Genomic DNA, 16,548 nt, shown 5'->3' with positions numbered 1-16,548 from the left:
ACGTGTCGCGCCTGGTTTAGCCGCCGACATCGCAAGTTTAAGCCACCGGACGGCCGACGCGGCATGCAAGCTGCTGCTAATCGGGCAGACGCGCCATCGACACGAAGGACATGAAGGACACGAAGCGCGCCATGACTGGAGGTGTGCCATGAACGATCATCGCAAGCGTACTGAGGATCATCGCAAGCGTACTGAGGAACGGGCGCGCGAGGCATCGCAGCCCGCGACGCCTGAATCGCAGGAGGAGGCGCAGAGCGTGAAGCATCCGCGTCACGAAGGAGGCGAGCCGGTGGGCAGCCGCCATCCGCATGAGCCGCGTTCCGTGGGCGTGCAGGGGCATCGCGACCTCGAACGCGGTCTGGAGGATACGGACCGGAGGGGCGGCGATGCGTATCAGTCGCGCACGCAAAACGACGCGCAGGCGAACCGCAATGCGAAACCCAGGCGCGGCTGAATGCGCGTAAAAGAACCGGACGGGAGGGAAAGCGAAGACGACGCGTGCGGCAATGCGCGGCACGCGTCGTCTTCACAATCGTCAGCGTTATGTAATCAGCCGGACTTGCCGCCGCCGTCGAGCCCCGCGCCCTTGCGCCAGACTTCCTTGCCTTGCTCGGAAAGTTCGCCGCTACTGTGCGTGGCATCCGGTTGGGTGCCGTGAACGGCCATATCGCCGCCGGGCGGCTCCTGGGAAGGCTGCTTGTGCTGCTTGCGTTGCGCGACCCGGTCGTCCTGCGAGCGTCCTGCGTAGTCGGTCATGATGGCCTCCTGAGTGGCGTCGTCATGCTTCGTCATGGCGCAATGCGCGTGCCCCGCATCTCATCTGAAATCGATCAGGATGGCGAAATAACGAGGGTCAAGGCGAGGGCTCAAGGCGAGGCCACGCGGCGCAGGATATCGAGCAACTGGGATACCGCGAAGGGCTTGCGCAGGAAGCCGACCACATCGGCGTCGGCGGGCGGCGTGACGAGCGCGGAGACGAGCACGAGTGGCACGGCCGCGAGCTTGTGGTTGCGGCGCATCGCGCGCATCAACTCGAGCCCGTCCATGCGGGGCATCATGCAGTCGGAAATCACCACGTCGGGTGGGTCGGCGAGCGCGCTCTTGAGCGCGTCCGAGCCGTCGGCCGCGGTTCTGACCCGATAGCCTTCCTGCCCGACCAGCTCCTTGAGCGCATCCAGTGCGTTGCTGTCGTCGTCGACGAGTAATACGGTTGCCATACGTCGTTTACCTGTGCTGCGCGCTGCGACCGCGTCGGCGGTTCTCACATCGCGCACGCCCTTGTTGTTGCCGTGGCTGCGCCCCTGCTCCGGGCGGCCCGTTGCCGGAGACTGTCCGGCACGCCCGGCGGGGCCAGCAAGATTCGTTCCCGGTTGGCTCGAAGGTGTCGTGGTCTGTCCGCGCATAGGCTTTCTCCGCGCTCAACCGGCGCTCAGCGCGCGCGGACGGGCCTGCCGGTCATGCGAGGCGACGATCGATGCCGACACCTCCGAAAAGCTGCCGAAGGCTTCGTCCGGCAACGCGCGCAATGCGTCGATTACGTCAGCGCGCGCGCCCGAGTGTTCGGCGCAGTCGAGCAGCGTGCCGGGATGGGCGGGAAAGGTCACGGCGTCGAGCGCGCGCTCGACGCGCAAGATCAGCGCCTCGCGAGCGACGTCCGGAATCGATGCGGGCATGGCAGTCTCCCTCAAGTTCATTTGCGCTTATTCCAGCAGACGGCGTTCCCGTCGATCCGTGCAGGCGCATCGAATTGCGGCGGGTCATGCCGAATAAAAGCTTGTCCGCGGTGAATATTGACGGCGGCGACTAAAAACCATGCAAGCTTTATGCAATTCGTGCCCTAAACTGACGTGTCCCTTTATCGATCAACACGCCAGTAGCGGCCGCGCGCAGTCCATGCTCAATCCGGTCAATATTCTTCTCGTCACGGTGCTTTCGAGCATTATGAGTCTCGCGATTCTCGGTTCGCTGCGGCCCGCGGGCATTCCGGGCGTGAGCCGCTGGATCGGCGCGTATGTGATGGCGAGCATCGCGATCGTGCTCGCGGGCATGCAGCGCATGGGCATGCCGTTCCTCACGGTGCTCGTATCGAACACGCTGCTCGCGATTGCCGTCACGCGCGCGCTCGAAGGCTGCCGCGAGTTTTTCGGCCTTGCGCCGCGCGTGCCGCTCGCGTGGGCGGGATGTGCGGCCGTGGCGGCGGGCATTGCGTGGTGGTACTGGGTGGAACCGGATCTCGGCGCGCGCATTGCGCTCATATCGGTGTTTCATGCGTCGATTTATGGCGCGATCGGCTGGCTCGCGCTGCACGGCCGGCCGTCGGGACGGCCGCGCTACAGCTATCGCTTTGTTACGTGGTCGGCATGGTTGGGCGCGCTGGCGCATGGCATGCGCGGCATCATCTACGGCTGCGGATTCGTGCATCAGACCACGCTGCTCGATTCCACGCCGTTCAACGTCGCGTATCTGGCGCTCGGCATTCTGGTGTTGCCCGCGTTGTCGATCGGCATGGTGCTGCTCGCGCACGACCGCATGGCGGAGCGGCTCGAACGGCTCGCCAATCGCGACGAACTGACCGGCGCGCTCACGCGCCGCGCCTTCGTGACGCAAGCCGACGCCTTGCTCGGCGCCGCGCGCGCGGCCCGCGTGCCGCTCGCGCTCGCGATCATCGACATCGATCACTTCAAGGCCGTCAACGATCTGTATGGTCACGCGGCGGGCGACCGCGTGCTGGCGCATTTCGGGCGCGTGATGGCGGCGGGTGTGCGCGAAACCGATTTATTCGGACGGCTCGGCGGCGAGGAATTCGCGCTGCTGTTTCCGGCGACGGTGCGTGAACACGCCGCCGCGCGCGTCGACGCGCTGCGCGTGGCCGCGCTTTCGGTCCGCCGCACGGCGGATCATGCCGCGCCGGTTCACAACATGCCCGGTGTCGACGCCGTGCAACCGGTGCACGACGGTTTGACGTTCAGCGCGGGCGTGGACGCGCTTGATGACGGCGACACCTTGACTTCGCTGATGGCGCGCGCCGACGCGGCGCTCTACGAAGCGAAAATGCGCGGACGCAATCAGGTCGTGAGCGCACGCGCCGCCGTGCCGCGCGACGCCATTTCCGCCGCCGACGACACGAAAATTTCATAACGGCATCGGCAAGATTATTTTTTGCCGTATCGCCCATGCCTGCGTCCCGAATGACGAATTATTTCGTCACTGCGTTTTTCTTTTTCTTTCCCCCATTCGATTGTTGCAGTTTTTTATCTGCCGACAGCAGGTAATTCATGCCGCCTGCATGAATTACCTGCTGTCGAGATGACGTTTCGACGATGGCAAAACCATTTCGGAATGCAAAGCGCATCGAAGCCCGTGAAATGCATCACACCGCTGTTTTTAAAGGATAATTATCGAAGGTGCGATAAACGTTCCTCGCAACGTTTGTTCCAGCTTGCGGTGCGCCATCGTGCGCGCGCCGTGCGGAACGGCACCCCATTCATCGGGCGAGCGTCTTTTCAATGAACCCGTGGCGGTCGCGCGTAGCGTCCGTCGCGCGGGTGTCGGGACGCTCGTTCAAGGCGTAACGCGCCCGCATCCGCCTTTCAATTCGCAGCCGTTTGCGCGCGTCCGGGGGGATGCGTGGCGCGTCGACGGGAGGTCGCGCCACGGGGAGATCAGCGCACCATCGCAGCGCGCCGCGTGCACGTTGCCCGTGCCTGCCCGCGGCTGCTCGTGTCCGTTTTGCGTGCATGAGGCGCAGCCGCCACGCGCTGTCCGTGCGCACACGTTTGCGCCCGCCGCGCGCCCTCGTCGCCACGCGCGCGCCAGCCTTCTTATTCGCCATTCATTACCAGCCTGTTGCCTGGATGTCTCGCCATGCCGTTGTGCGCGTGGTGTCCAGGCTCGGGTGTATCACCGGCCAGCTATCGCAGTCGATCTCGACCGAGAAGTCGTTCGCGGGGGGCGGCCATCCACCACCAAGGAGCCTGAGATGAAAGCAGTGAATAACACGAATAACAACTGGCGTGACGCACACAACAACGACGCGGGCCTGCCCGCGTTTCTCGCGGCGCGCGTCGACCGCTATTACGAGGCGCGCGTGCAGCAGACGTGGGCGGGCGGTCACATCATGATGGGCCGCGAGCCGGACGCGCAGGCGCTGCATCTGTCGAGCAACGACTATCTGTCGATCGCGCGCCATCCGGAGATTCTCGACGCGATGTGCACGAGCATCCGTTCGGACGGTAACGGTCTGCTGATGTCGGGCATTTTTCTGCACGGCGACGCGTGCCCGCAATTGCTGCTCGAAGACCGTTTCGCGCGCTATATGGGTACGGAAGCGAGCGTGCTGTGTCAGTCCGGCTTCGCGGCGAATACGGGGCTGATCCAGTCGATCGCCAATGCGCAGACGCCGGTGTACGTCGACATGATGGCGCATATGTCGCTGTGGGAAGGCATTCGCAGCGCGGGCGCGAAGCCGATCAGCTTCATGCATAACGACGCCGAGCATCTGGAGCAGCGCATTCGCCGTTACGGGCCGGGGATTGTGATGGTCGATTCCGTGTACAGCACGAACGGCAGTGTCTGTCCGTTGCAGGCTTTCGCCGACGTATGCGCCGCGCACGATTGCGTGTTCGTGGTCGACGAGTCGCATTCGCTCGGCACGCACGGGCCGCATGGCGCGGGCCTCGTGGCGGAACTGGGTCTCGGCGATCGCGTGCATTTTCGCACCGCGAGTCTGGCGAAAGCGTTTGCGGGGCGCGCCGGCATCATCAGTTGCTCGCGGCGCTTTCAGGAGTATTTCAAGTTCGAGGCGCTGCCGGCCATTTTCAGCTCGACGCTGCTGCCGCACGAAACCGCCGGTCTTGCCGCCACGCTCGACGTCATCGAGCGCGACGACTGGCGCCGCACGCGTCTCGCGTCGAATGCGGCTTACGTGCGGTCGAGTCTGGCCGGCTTCGGCTACAACCTCAACGGCAGCGAAACGCAGATCGTCGCGCTCGAAGCGGGGCCGGAAACGCAGACCATCGTGCTGCGCGATGCGCTGGAGGCGCGCGGTATTTTCGGCTCGGTGTTTTGCGCGCCCGCCACGGCGCAGAATCGCTCGCTGATTCGCCTGTCGATCAACGCGGCCATGAGCGATGCGGATCTCGAACGGCTCGTGGAGGCGTGCAAGGCGATACGCGACGAAGTGCAGATGTGGAACTGGCCGTCGACGCGGCGTCTGCTGGAGCGTGGCGAAGGCCGTTCGCGCACGCGTCAGGCTCCCGCGCTGATCGAGTTGCCGGAAGCGGCGTGATGCAGCCGCAGGCGCGTTAGGGATCTACCGCCTTAAAACCGGCGTGGGGCGTTCAGTGCGTGCCCCACGCCGCCTGGATTTCGCGGTCGAGGCGCTGTAGATAGCCGTCGTACGGCGCGATGCCGTCGAGCGTGAGCCCGGGCGGCTGCTTGACGATGGAATAGACGTAGCGGCGCTCGCCTTCGAATACCGATGCGGGATGCATGTAGAGCCGCCAGTCCGCGCATTGCGCCGGATAGTAGCCTTCGGTGCGCCAGAAGTAGGGCACGCTGCCGTGGCTGTCGAGTTCGGCGAGGAAATTGGCGGGCGCGCTTTGTTCGACGGCGATCTCGCGCACGCCGCGCAGCGATTCCTCGGTATGGATGATGAGCAGATAGGCCGTGCCTTCCGCGTCGAACATCAGGAGGCCGTGCGGCTGCCACGAAAGATAATGCTCGACAATGCCGAGCGAATGAAAAATGCCTTGCACATGCGTGGCGAGCGCGCCGTCCTTGAGAAACGCATATTCCGACACCGCGAGCGCATCGAGCACGCTGCCGCTGGTTTTATCGAAATGCGCGAGCTGCATGTCGTGAATTGCCTGATTCAGAGTTTCTACTGCATCGGCTTCATGCTTGCGAATAAAGCGGTCAATCAGCCCTTCGTTGAAACTTTTCACCGCCACGTGTTCGTCGGCCTTGCCCGTGAGCATGATTTTCTTGATCGCGGGATTCGTGAGGCGGCGGCAGAATTCAATACCGTTGAGTTCAGGCATATCGTAATCCACCACCACGACCGAAATGGATTCGAAACGCGCCGGCCGGTTCACGAGGCTGCGAATGGCGTCCACGCGCATGGCGATTACCTGATGCGCATCGTTTTCCTCGGTGCGGTCGAGATAGGGGCTGAAGATGGGCGAGACGGGATGATCCTGCGCCGCGCGCGCGTTGAGATACTTCAGGCCCTCGCCGGGCGAGCTGAACATCCGGAACGCCAGCTCCGGGTCGAGTTGCAGGCTCAGATTCGAAAGGAATGCCGCACTGTCGTCGACGAAGGCGACCGTGGTTGGCCAGGAAAATGGCTGAATGGCTTTCGTCATGGCGTTGGGAATGTCAAAACGAACTCGGTATATTGGCCTTTGACTGAAGAGCAGGTAATCGCTCCCCCCATCGCTTGCATGACATCGCGGCAAAATGCCAGGCCGATTCCCGCGCCGAGCGATACGTCATCGGTGATGGTGCTTGAAGTATAAAAGCGGGTAAAGATGTGCGGCAAGGCTTCGGATGAAATACCCGTTCCGGTATCGCTGAAAATCAAGCGGTTGGCACGTTTTCCTGATTCAAGACGAATAGAAATATGCGCGCCTTCGATACTGCCCATATGGCGGAAGGCGTTCTTGATCAGATTGAACAGCACGTGCACGGTGAGCATTTCCGATCCGGTGAATTCGAAATCGGGCCGCAGATTGCAATGCACGCGCGCGCGGTCGCCTTCGCGAAACGGATAGCGCGCCAATGCCGTTTCCACGCAATGCGCGATCGAACACGGACTTGCGTTTTGCATCGGTCCGCCGGTAAAGCGCGCGGTGGCCAGCAGCATGTCGATGATGGCGTTCGAATGCAGCGCTTCCTGCTCGATGCGGCCGACCACGCCTTGCATCGAATGTAGATGCGCGACGCGTATTTTGGGCACCGGCAGACTGTTGCGCTGGGCCAGCAGATAGGTGTCGAGCAGTGCGGGCAAATAGCGCATGAGGCCGGCCGCGCCCACGCGAATGGCGACGAGCGGCGTGCGCAACTCGTGCGCGACGCTGCCTGCCGTGGCCAGCATGGCGCGCTCCTGTTCGATCTGGATGCGGTCCTGATCGTAATTGGCAATCGCGCCGATCGCCACGGCGAACGAGAAAATCGCCAGATGGGTGAGGTAAATGCCGCTCAGCGAGAAGCTGTCGCTCGTGAGCGTATAGGCGAGCAGCGCCAGCCCGATGCCGACGAGAAACTGCAGCACGAGCATCAGCCAGTCGAGCAGCAGCACCATGACGAAGGCGGCGATCAACGCGCTTTCCACCCACACTTCATTACCGTTGTTCTTGAACAGCATGAAAGTGAAGAAGAACGGCAATCCGTAGAGGGTGCAGAAATACCAGTACCACGGCAGGTATTTCTTTATCGCGGTGGGCCAGCGATCCGGAAACAGAAATGGCGCGAACAGTGCGGAACCAATCAGACGCAGCGTGAGATTTTCATACGGCTGCGGAAACAGGACTTTCCAGACATAGTAATAAAGCGGGAAGCCGAGGGTGGCGACCACGGCGAACGGCCGCATGCGCCGCTTCACGTATTGCATGTTGCGCAGCGCGGGTGCGAAGGCGTGCGCCATGAACGCCCTCAGCGCAGCCCATTCGCGCCGCGCGCGCAGCGAGATTCTCGATACGTTCATCAGGATGGAGTCGCTCATCGTTGGGTACCGGACCGCCGGCTGCGCGGCTGTGCGTGTGCACACGTTGCGGCGTGTTGCAGCGCCGCGCGCCGTGCCGCGCGTCCCCGTGGCGGTCAGGCGGCGCTCGCGGCCAGAGCAAACGATACCATCATTGCGATGCGCCGTTCGAGCTGTGCGGGGTCCGAACAGTTGCCGTTGAACGGATGGCTTTGCGCGGTGTAAGCATTCGATGCCGGGCGCATCGTTTTGCAGCGCCGTGGTGCATGAATAGCCGGCCGCAGCCGTGCGATGAGATTGAGCGCGTTGTTCAGCTGTTATTCAGCGTGTTATTCAGCGCCCATGTGGATACGCACGAAGCGCTCGATGGCGTCGTCGAGCGTGGCGCGGGCATCGCGATGAGGAGAATGGCCGCCCGAGTCGAGCGTTAGCACCTCGGCGTGCGCTACGGCCTCGCCGATCGCTTCGATTTGTGCGAGCGTGCCGTACTGATCGTCGCGCGCCTGTATGGCGAGCAATGGCACGGTGATGGGTGCAATGATCTCGACGATATTCCACGCGCGAAATGTCGGATCGAGCCAGATGTCATTCCAGCCGTAGAACGCCGAATCCACATCGTCGTGATAGCGCGCGAGCTTCGCACGCAGAGTCGATTGTGAATCGGTCGCTTCGTAGGCACGTTTCGTTTCGGCGATGCTCGTGACCGAAATCGTTTCCACGAAGACATGCGGAGCGATCACGACCGCGCCTGCGAGCGCATGCGGATAAAACGCCGCGTAGAGCAGCGCGATCGAGGCGCCGTCGCTGTGCCCGATGAGCCACATTCGCGCGCGTTCGGCTTCGCTCACGCCGAGCGTGTCGAGCAGTGCGGGCAACACGTCCCGCGCCTGCTCCGACATGAAATCGACGGGCCATTTTTCTGCGGGCGCGCGCGGCGTGGAGCGGCCATAACCGGGTCGCGAATACAGCAGCCCGCGCAGACCGAGACGTTCGCAGAGTTCGTGTGGCCAGTCTTTCCACATCGCGATCGAGCCGAGTCCTTCGTGCAGAAACACGGCGAGCGGCGCATGCGGATCGCGCACGCCGACCCGGCGATATTCGATGGTCAGCGTGCCGCGTCGGGCGGCAAGGTTGGCGCTGGCGGGCAAGACGGCGAATTCGCTGCTGTTCATGAGTTCAAGGCGGAGCGTGAAAATGTTCGCGCAGACGGAAGCGCTGGATTTTGCCGGTCGCGGTCTTCGGCAAATCGTCGACGAAGAGAATATCGCGCGGCGTTTTATGGGGCGCCAGACGTGTTTTCACGAAGGCCTTGAGCGTCGCGGTCATGGCTTCGGTTTCGGCGCATTGCGCGCGCCGCCCGCGTTTGAGTACGACGAAGGCGCAGGTTTTCACGAGCCCGTTCTGTTCGACGCCGATCACCGCCGCTTCGAGCACCGCTTCGTGCTGCACGAGTACCATTTCCACTTCGATCGGCGAAACGTATTGACCGCTGACCTTGAGCATGTCGTCGCTGCGGCCCGCGTAGACGTAGCAGCCGCCCGGCAGGCGCCGGTATTTGTCGCCGCTGCGGACCCAGTCGCCGAGAAAGGTCGCGCGGGTTTTCTCGCGATTGTTCCAGTACATCAGCGCGGCGCTCGGGCCGCGAATATAAAGGTCGCCGATTTCGCCATCGGCGACGAGCTGGCCGGTTTCGTCGCGCAACTCGATGTCGTAGCCGGGTACAGGGCGGCCCGTGGTGCCGTATTCGACTTCGCCGGGACGATTCGACAGAAAGATATGCAGCATTTCCGTGGAGCCGAGTCCGTCGAGAATATCGCTGCCGAAATGCTGGTGAAAACGCTCGCCGATTTCGCGTGGCAACGCTTCGCCGGCCGACGTGCAGATACGCAGCGCGACCTCCGCGCGTGCGGGCAAACCGGGCGAGGCCATCATGCTGGCGTAGAGCGTGGGCACGCCGTAAAAGACCGTGGGGCGATGCTGCACGAGACGTGCGAAGACCGCGTCGGCGGTCGGGCGCTCGGCCATCAACACGGTGGTCGCGCCGACCGAAAGCGGAAATGAAAGGCCATTGCCGAGTCCATACGCGAAAAAGAGTTTGGCTGCTGAAAATACAATATCGGTTTCGCGGATGCCGAGTATCGGCTTTGCGTAGGTTTCAACGGTCCAGTAAAGATTCGCGTGCGTATGGACGGTGCCTTTCGGTTTGCCGGTCGAGCCCGACGAATAGAGCCAGAAAGCGATATCGTCGGCGTGGGTGGGTGCGATGCGAGTGAGCGGTGGCGAGGCGTCGATGAGCGCGTTCAGTGCATGATCGACGTGCTGATCCGTGAGCGGATGCGAAACGATCAGCGTGCAATCCGTGCAGCCCGCCTGTTCGAGTGCGGCCGTCACGGCGGGCAGCACCGCACCCGATGCGATCACGACACGCGCGCGGCTATGCGTGAGCATATAGGCGTAGTCGGCGGCAGTGAGCAGCGTGTTGACGATCACGGGCACCACGCCCGCAAGCAGTGCGCCGAGAAAGGCCACGGGCAATTCCACGGTGTCGAGCATCACGAGCAGGATGCGTTGCTCGGCATGCGCGCCCAGCGTGCGCAACGCGCCAGCGAAGCGGCGCGCGCGTGTTTCGAGTTCACCGTAAGCGAGCGTGGCGTCGTCGTCGATATAAGCGGTTTTATTGGCGCGCGAGGCATTCAATGCGAAGAGATGCGCGGCGAAATTGAATTGCGTGGGCGGGGGAGCGATCGATGCGGTTGCCCGTGCCGGTGACGCGGCGCTTTCGAATGACGCTGCCTGAGTGTCCACGATGCTGTCTCCGCTCTGTCCGGCTCGATTGCGCGTCGCCGCTGGCCGGTGGTGCTATCGGTCGTTATATTGGTGTGGATTGCTAACTATTGCTTTGGCTTCCGTGCGGATTTTTCGTGTGTCGGCCGTTTCGATGCTGCCGCTCGCATCGTTCCGCACGTTGCTCGGTCGGTCAACTCGATGTGCATAATTTTGCATGAAATCGCGCTGACGCTCGCCCGGGACGATCTGTCCGAGCCACCAGACTATCGCCGCGGAGCCATTTGGCGGAAAATTAGCCGGTAGCAAAGTCTGTGTCAAGCACTATAGTACATAAAATCGCGCTGAGAGGTTCTGAAGATGAAGCAAACATACGTTGCCGAACCGCAGGCGGACGAGGCCGCCGAGGTTGCCGAGACGCAGGAGGGCGCGCGCGGCGAACGGGCGGAACGCGATCCGTTTCTCACGGCGATGGGCGAGCGCGTGCGCATGCTGCGCGCGCGCCGTGGCATGACGCGCAAGGCGCTGGCGGCGGAAACCGGCTTGTCCGAGCGTCACCTCGCGAATCTGGAGTCGGGCGTGGGCAACGCCTCCGTGCTGGTGCTGCGCCAGATCGCGCTCACGCTCAATTGCTCGCTCGCCGAAGTGACCGGCGACGTCACCACGTCGTCGGCGGAATGGCTTTTGATTCGCGAACTGCTGCAAGGACGCGACCCGGCCGCGCTGCATCGCGCGCGCGTCGCGCTCGCGGAGATGTTTGCGCAGGCGCCCGCCGACCCGCATCGCAATGAACGTATCGCGCTGATTGGCCTGCGCGGCGCGGGCAAATCCACGCTCGGCCGCATGCTCGCGCAGGAGCGCAAGGTGCCGTTCGTCGAACTCACGCGCGTGATCGAGCAGATGGCGGGCTGCCCGCCGTCGGAAATCCATTCGCTCTATGGCGCGAGTGCGTACCGACGTTACGAGCAGCGCGCGCTCGAGGCGGTGATCGCGGAGCATCCGCGCGCGGTGATCGCTTCGCCCGGCGGCCTCGTTTCCGAGCCCGCGACTTTCAACGCGTTGCTCGCGCATTGCTTCACGGTCTGGCTGCAGGCCGCGCCCGAGGACCACATGCGTCGCGTGGTGGCGCAAGGCGACCTGCGTCCGATGTCGGGCCACGCGGGCAACAACGAGGCGATGGACGATCTCAAGCGTATTCTCGCGGGCCGCGCCGAGTTATATGGACGCGCGGATATGAGCTTCGACACCAGCGAACGCACGCTGGCCGATGCCTATCTGCAACTGCGCGACCGGCTGGCGGCGCGGTTGGGTGCGGAGTTGCCGGTGCGCGTCGATTGAAGGATTGAGTGGCTCTGTCGCGCGGCGCGCACGAGCTGCGTATTCATCCTGCATTGTAGTTCATGGTTTACCCATCGTGGCGTCTTAATATGCAGTAAAGTGCTTTACTTGGGTGGGGTGTTGCACTATCGTTCATTGAAACGATGAGGCAAACACCCCAGGAGACGCCCATGGCTGCCGCCGAAACCGTCCTCGCCCCGCAAGACGCCGCGCTCCCCGCGCGAGTCGATTACCGGACCGACCCCTCGCAGTATCGACACTGGACGCTCACATTCGACGGCGCGATTGCCACACTCGGCCTTGATATTGCCGAAGACGGTGGCATTCGCGACGGCTACAAGCTCAAACTCAATTCCTATGATCTGGGCGTCGATATCGAATTGCACGACGCGCTCCAGCGCATCCGTTTCGAGCATCCCGAAGTGCGCACGGTGGTGCTCACAAGCCTGAAAGAGCGCGTGTTCTGCTCGGGCGCGAATATCTTCATGCTCGGCCTTTCATCGCATGCGTGGAAGGTCAACTTCTGCAAGTTCACGAACGAAACGCGCAACGGCATGGAAGATGCGTCGCGCCATTCGGGCCTTAAATTCATTGCGGCGGTGAATGGCGCGTGTGCGGGCGGTGGTTATGAACTCGCGCTCGCCTGCGACGAGATCCTGCTCGTGGATGATCGCTCGTCGACGGTCGCGCTGCCCGAGGTGCCGCTGCTGGGCGTGCTGCCCGGCACGGGCGGCCTCACGCGTCTCACCGACAAGCGCAAGGTGCGCCATGATCGCGCGGATATCTTCTGCACGGTGGTGGAAGGCATTCGCGGCGAGCGTGCGAAAGCGTGGCGTCTCGTCGACGATGTCGTGAAGCCGAACCAGTTTCGCCAGGCCGTGCAGGCGCGCGCGCTCGAACTGGCCGCAACGAGTGATCGTCCCGTGGATGCCGAGGGCGTCGCGCTGACGCGTGTGGCGCGCGTCGAGCACGAGAACGGCTTGAGTTATGCCTGTCTCGACGTGACGATCGATCGCGCGAAACGCACGGCCACTTTTACGACGAAAGCGCCGGTCGAACCGCTGCCCGAAGGCATCGATGCGATCGTGGCGGCGGGTGCGGCCTGGTGGCCGCTTCAATTCGCGCGCGAGCTGGACGACGCAATCCTGTCGATGCGTAGCAACGAACTCGACGTCGGCACGTGGCTGCTCAAGACCGAAGGCGATGCGCGCGCCGTGCTGGCCGCCGACGCCGCGCTGCTGGCCCATCGCGATCATTGGTTCGTGCGCGAAACCATCGGCATGTTGCGCAGAACGCTGGCGCGCCTCGACGTGTCGTCGCGTTCGCTGTTCGCGCTGATCGAACCGGGATCGTGTTTCGCGGGCACCTTCGCGGAATTCGCTTTTGCCGCCGACCGGACCTATATGTCGGCGCTGCCGTCGAACGAAGACGAAGAGCCAGTTATTACGGTATCCGAAGCAAATTTCGGACTCTATCCGATGATTACGCATGAGTCGCGGCTCGCGCGGCGTTTCTACGGCGAAGCGGAATCGCTCGATGCGGTGCGCGAAAAGATCGGCCAACCGGTCAATCCCGCGGACGCCGAGCGGCTCGGGATTGTGACCGCCGCGCCGGACGATATCGACTGGGCCGACGAAATTCGTATCGCACTGGAAGAACGCGCGGCGATGTCGCCCGATGCGCTCACGGGACTCGAAGCCAATCTGCGCTTCAACGGACCGGAGACGATGGAAACACGCATCTTTGGCCGCCTCTCCGCATGGCAGAACTGGATCTTCAATCGCCCGAATGCGGTGGGTGAAAAGGGCGCGCTCAAGGTGTACGGCAAGGGCAGCAAGGCGCAGTTCGATGCGTCGCGCGTTTGATTCGTTTTTGACATGCGCGTGATTCGTCTTGTATTCACGCCCGATTCGAAACAGATCGCCGCAAGGAACCGATATGTCCACCATTAACTACAGCGAAAAGATTCCGAACAATGTCAATCTCGCCGACGACCGTACGCTTCAGCGCGCGCTCGAACAATGGCAGCCGAATTTTCTTTCGTGGTGGGGCGACATGGGGCCGGACGGCTCGCACGGTTTCGACGTGTATCTGCGTACGGCCGTGAGTGTGGATGCGGGTGGTTGGGCGCATTTCGATCACGTGAAAATGCCCGATTATCGCTGGGGTATTTTTCTCACGCCGGGCGAAGCGGATCGCAAGATTCATTTCGGCGCGCACAAGGGCGAGCCCGCGTGGCAGGAGGTGCCGGGCGAGCATCGCGCGAACCTGCGCCGCATTATCGTCACGCAGGGCGATACGGAGCCGGCTTCGGTCGAGCAGCAGCGTCATCTGGGCCTGACCGCGCCGTCGATGTACGACCTGCGGAACCTGTTTCAGGTGAACGTGGAGGAAGGACGGCATCTGTGGGCAATGGTGTATCTGCTGCATCGCTACTTTGGTCGCGATGGTCGTGAGGAAGCCGAAGCATTGCTGGAGCGCCGTTCGGGCGACGAGGACAATCCGCGCATTCTGGGCGCATTCAATGAGCGAACGCCCGACTGGCTGGCGTTTTTCATGTTCACGTATTTCACTGACCGCGACGGCAAATTCCAGCTTTCCGCACTCGCGGAATCGGGATTCGATCCGCTCGCGCGCACCACGAAATTCATGCTGACCGAAGAAGCGCATCACATGTTCGTCGGCGAATCGGGCGTGTCGCGTGTGGTGCAGCGCACGGCGCAGGCAATCAACGAACTGGGCACCGACGACGCGGCGCGTCTGCGAGCGGCGGGTGTGATCGACCTCGATACGATCCAGCGGTATCTGAACTTCCATTATTCGGTGACGATCGACCTGTTCGGCGCCGATCATTCGTCGAATGCCGCGACGTTCTACAGCTCCGGTCTCAAGGGCCGCTACGAGGAAACGAAGCGCGACGACGATCACCGTCTCGAAGGCCAGCATTATCGTCTGCTCGACGTTCAGGAGGGAAAGCTCGTCGAGCGCGAGGTGCCGATGCTCAACGCCATGAATGAAGTGCTGCGCGACGATTACATCAAGGACTCGGTGGCGGGCGTGAATCGCTGGAACAAGGTGCTGGAAAAGGCGGGTATCGGCTTTCGCCTGAGCGTGCCGCACAAAGCGTTCAATCGGCAGATCGGCACATTCGCTGGCTTGCGCGTGGCGCCCGACGGCCGCGTGATCGACGAGGCGCAATGGGCCGCGAACGAGGCGAACTGGCTGCCCACGGCGGAGGATCGCGCGTATGTGGCTTCGTTGATGGGCCGCGTGGTGGAGCCCGGCAAATTCGCTAACTGGATCGCGCCGCCTGCAATGGGCATCAATCGACAGCCCGTCGATTTCGAGTACGTGCGCTTCAACTGAAAGATGGCGTGGCAGGCAGGGAGACAATCATGAACGGACCGGTTCCCGTGGACATCGTCAGGCAGCATCTGATCGATCCCGAGATCTGCATTCGCTGCAATACCTGCGAAGAAACCTGTCCGATCGATGCGATTACGCACGACGGTACGAATTACGTGGTGAAGGCCGAGGTCTGTAACGGCTGCATGGCGTGCGTGCCGCCGTGCCCGACGGGCGCAATCGATAATTGGCGCAACGTGTTCAAGGCGAACGCGTATACCGTCGACGAGCAATATTCGTGGGACGAATTGCCTGCGCAGAATCCCACGGTCAGCGCGCCCGCGTCGGCGTCGCCGGACCATGCGGCACGAGACCTTGTGGATGAAGCATCCGCGGCGCTGCCTGCCAGTTCGGATTTCGTGCGCGGTTCGACCGTGCCGCCGTGGTCGGCGGCGCGTCCTTATGTAAATCTCTACACGCACAAGGCGCCGACGACCGCGACCGTGGTCGGCAACTATCGTCTCACCGACGACTCCACGCCGGGCGATATTCATCACATCGTGCTCGATTTCGGCGCGCTGCCGTTTCCGGTGCTCGAAGGCCAGTCGATCGGCATTCTCCCGCCCGGCACGAACGCCGATGGCCGCGCGCATCACGCGCGCCAGTATTCGATCGCAAGTCCGCGCGACGGCGAGCGGCCCGGCTACAACAACGTCTCGCTCACCGTGAAGCGCGTGACGCACGATCACGCTGGAAATGCCGCGCGCGGCGTGTGCTCGAATTATCTCTGCGATTTGAAAAAGGGCGAGGTGGTGAGCGTCATCGGGCCATTCGGCAATACCTTCCTGATGCCGAATCATCCTAACTCGCATTTGCTGATGATTTGTACCGGCACCGGTTCTGCGCCGATGCGCGCGATGACGGAGTATCGCCGCCGCGGCCGGCTCAAGGGCGCGACCGGAAAACTGATGCTGTTCTTCGGCGCACGCACCCAGGCGGAATTGCCTTACTTCGGCCCGCTGATGAATTTGCCGAAGGATTTCATCGATACGAATCTGGCTTTTTCGCGCACGCCTGGCCAACCGAGACGCTATGTGCAGGACGCCATGCGCGAACGGGCGACCGACGTCGCGCCGCTGCTCGCGGACGGCAATACGCATGTGTATGTCTGCGGACTCAAGGGCATGGAAGACGGCGTGTTGCAGGCGCTCGCCGAGATCGCGGAGGCGCATGGCATCGGTTGGGAGCGTTTGTGGGAGCGGCTCAAGCGGGAAGGGCGGCTGCACCTCGAAACGTATTGACGGATTGGAGGGCGGTTGCCGCCTGGAATGGAGCATCGGTTCAGGTCGAAAACGATTTGTGCACGATCGTTCGCAACG

General features: G+C 62.8%; 14 protein-coding genes. 7 read left to right on the top strand and 7 right to left on the bottom strand.

The genetic code is table 11. The annotated features are described in order from the left end of the window. Window positions 1-148: 148 nt before the first annotated feature. On the top strand, window positions 149-454 hold the full coding sequence (locus SB764_RS05305) for a hypothetical protein (protein ID WP_110326806.1): 306 nt from the start codon (window positions 149-151) through the stop codon (window positions 452-454). Window positions 455-549: 95 nt separating this feature from the next. On the opposite strand, the gene SB764_RS05300 is transcribed toward SB764_RS05305, so the two are convergent. From SB764_RS05300 to SB764_RS05290, 3 genes are all read right to left on the bottom strand, one after another. Beyond that, entirely contained in the window at window positions 550-792 is a 243-nt protein-coding gene (locus SB764_RS05300) for a hypothetical protein (RefSeq protein WP_234774711.1), read from the bottom strand. Window positions 793-866: 74 nt separating this feature from the next. Continuing rightward, window positions 867-1,217, bottom strand: coding sequence for a response regulator (locus tag SB764_RS05295; protein WP_065065422.1), 351 nt, complete (start codon window positions 1,215-1,217; stop codon window positions 867-869). 201 nt (window positions 1,218-1,418) lie between these two features. After that, window positions 1,419-1,673 carry a DUF2795 domain-containing protein gene (locus tag SB764_RS05290; RefSeq protein ID WP_183039101.1) on the bottom strand — a complete coding sequence of 85 codons (255 nt, stop codon included), beginning with the start codon at window positions 1,671-1,673 and terminating at the stop codon, window positions 1,419-1,421. Window positions 1,674-1,893: 220 nt separating this feature from the next. Between SB764_RS05290 and SB764_RS05285 the strand changes: the two genes are divergently transcribed. After that, window positions 1,894-3,138 (top strand): GGDEF domain-containing protein, encoded by a 1,245-nt coding sequence (locus SB764_RS05285; protein WP_110326810.1) that lies wholly within the window; start codon window positions 1,894-1,896, stop codon window positions 3,136-3,138. An 841-nt stretch (window positions 3,139-3,979) separates the two neighbouring features. Beyond that, complete coding sequence (gene cqsA, locus SB764_RS05280) at window positions 3,980-5,287, top strand: alpha-hydroxyketone-type quorum-sensing autoinducer synthase (RefSeq protein WP_110326812.1); 1,308 nt, start codon at window positions 3,980-3,982, stop codon at window positions 5,285-5,287. Between the two features lie 52 nt (window positions 5,288-5,339). Here cqsA and SB764_RS05275 read toward each other — a convergent pair whose 3' ends face one another. The 4 genes from SB764_RS05275 to SB764_RS05260 all read right to left on the bottom strand — a co-directional run bounded on the left by SB764_RS05275 (window position 5,340) and on the right by SB764_RS05260 (window position 10,507). Further along, window positions 5,340-6,365, bottom strand: coding sequence for a response regulator (locus SB764_RS05275; protein ID WP_065065418.1), 1,026 nt, complete (start codon window positions 6,363-6,365; stop codon window positions 5,340-5,342). After that, window positions 6,362-7,723 carry a sensor histidine kinase gene (locus SB764_RS05270; protein WP_410862845.1) on the bottom strand — a complete coding sequence of 454 codons (1,362 nt, stop codon included), beginning with the start codon at window positions 7,721-7,723 and terminating at the stop codon, window positions 6,362-6,364. The genes SB764_RS05275 and SB764_RS05270 overlap by 4 nt, the downstream gene beginning before the upstream one ends. A gap of 308 nt (window positions 7,724-8,031) precedes the next feature. After that, window positions 8,032-8,874: an alpha/beta fold hydrolase gene (locus SB764_RS05265; protein ID WP_110326814.1), complete on the bottom strand. Its 843-nt coding sequence runs from the start codon at window positions 8,872-8,874 to the stop codon at window positions 8,032-8,034. A 4-nt stretch (window positions 8,875-8,878) separates the two neighbouring features. Beyond that, on the bottom strand, window positions 8,879-10,507 hold the full coding sequence (locus SB764_RS05260) for a benzoate-CoA ligase family protein (RefSeq protein ID WP_410862843.1): 1,629 nt from the start codon (window positions 10,505-10,507) through the stop codon (window positions 8,879-8,881). A gap of 339 nt (window positions 10,508-10,846) precedes the next feature. On the opposite strand from SB764_RS05260, the gene SB764_RS05255 reads away from it, so the two are divergent. From SB764_RS05255 to boxA, 4 genes are all read left to right on the top strand, one after another. Next, window positions 10,847-11,824: a helix-turn-helix transcriptional regulator gene (locus tag SB764_RS05255; RefSeq protein WP_065065415.1), complete on the top strand. Its 978-nt coding sequence runs from the start codon at window positions 10,847-10,849 to the stop codon at window positions 11,822-11,824. Between the two features lie 170 nt (window positions 11,825-11,994). Further along, complete coding sequence (gene boxC / locus SB764_RS05250; RefSeq protein WP_410862841.1) at window positions 11,995-13,689, top strand: 2,3-epoxybenzoyl-CoA dihydrolase; 1,695 nt, start codon at window positions 11,995-11,997, stop codon at window positions 13,687-13,689. 73 nt (window positions 13,690-13,762) lie between these two features. After that, window positions 13,763-15,190: a benzoyl-CoA 2,3-epoxidase subunit BoxB gene (gene boxB / locus SB764_RS05245; RefSeq protein WP_410862839.1), complete on the top strand. Its 1,428-nt coding sequence runs from the start codon at window positions 13,763-13,765 to the stop codon at window positions 15,188-15,190. Window positions 15,191-15,219: 29 nt separating this feature from the next. Continuing rightward, on the top strand, window positions 15,220-16,470 hold the full coding sequence (gene boxA, locus SB764_RS05240) for a benzoyl-CoA 2,3-epoxidase subunit BoxA (RefSeq protein ID WP_110326822.1): 1,251 nt from the start codon (window positions 15,220-15,222) through the stop codon (window positions 16,468-16,470). Window positions 16,471-16,548: the final 78 nt, after the last annotated feature.

The organism is Paraburkholderia sp. SIMBA_027 (assembly GCF_046535315.1).
GTDB classification, from domain to species: domain Bacteria; phylum Pseudomonadota; class Gammaproteobacteria; order Burkholderiales; family Burkholderiaceae; genus Paraburkholderia; species Paraburkholderia tropica.
This window is presented reverse-complemented; position numbering and strand designations above follow the sequence as displayed.

What these genes read in the sequence shown, in the direction of transcription:
- boxA (WP_110326822.1), top strand. Translation starts at nt 15,220, where the DNA reads ATGAACGGACCGGTTCCCGTGGACATCGTCAGGCAGCATCTGATCGAT.
- SB764_RS05270 (WP_410862845.1), bottom strand. Translation starts at nt 7,723, where the DNA reads ATGAGCGACTCCATCCTGATGAACGTATCGAGAATCTCGCTGCGCGCG.
- SB764_RS05295 (WP_065065422.1), bottom strand. Translation starts at nt 1,217, where the DNA reads ATGGCAACCGTATTACTCGTCGACGACGACAGCAACGCACTGGATGCG.
- SB764_RS05275 (WP_065065418.1), bottom strand. Translation starts at nt 6,365, where the DNA reads ATGACGAAAGCCATTCAGCCATTTTCCTGGCCAACCACGGTCGCCTTC.
- SB764_RS05285 (WP_110326810.1), top strand. Translation starts at nt 1,894, where the DNA reads ATGCTCAATCCGGTCAATATTCTTCTCGTCACGGTGCTTTCGAGCATT.
- cqsA (WP_110326812.1), top strand. Translation starts at nt 3,980, where the DNA reads ATGAAAGCAGTGAATAACACGAATAACAACTGGCGTGACGCACACAAC.
- SB764_RS05305 (WP_110326806.1), top strand. Translation starts at nt 149, where the DNA reads ATGAACGATCATCGCAAGCGTACTGAGGATCATCGCAAGCGTACTGAG.
- boxB (WP_410862839.1), top strand. Translation starts at nt 13,763, where the DNA reads ATGTCCACCATTAACTACAGCGAAAAGATTCCGAACAATGTCAATCTC.
- SB764_RS05255 (WP_065065415.1), top strand. Translation starts at nt 10,847, where the DNA reads ATGAAGCAAACATACGTTGCCGAACCGCAGGCGGACGAGGCCGCCGAG.
- SB764_RS05265 (WP_110326814.1), bottom strand. Translation starts at nt 8,874, where the DNA reads ATGAACAGCAGCGAATTCGCCGTCTTGCCCGCCAGCGCCAACCTTGCC.
- boxC (WP_410862841.1), top strand. Translation starts at nt 11,995, where the DNA reads ATGGCTGCCGCCGAAACCGTCCTCGCCCCGCAAGACGCCGCGCTCCCC.
- SB764_RS05290 (WP_183039101.1), bottom strand. Translation starts at nt 1,673, where the DNA reads ATGCCCGCATCGATTCCGGACGTCGCTCGCGAGGCGCTGATCTTGCGC.
- SB764_RS05300 (WP_234774711.1), bottom strand. Translation starts at nt 792, where the DNA reads ATGACGAAGCATGACGACGCCACTCAGGAGGCCATCATGACCGACTAC.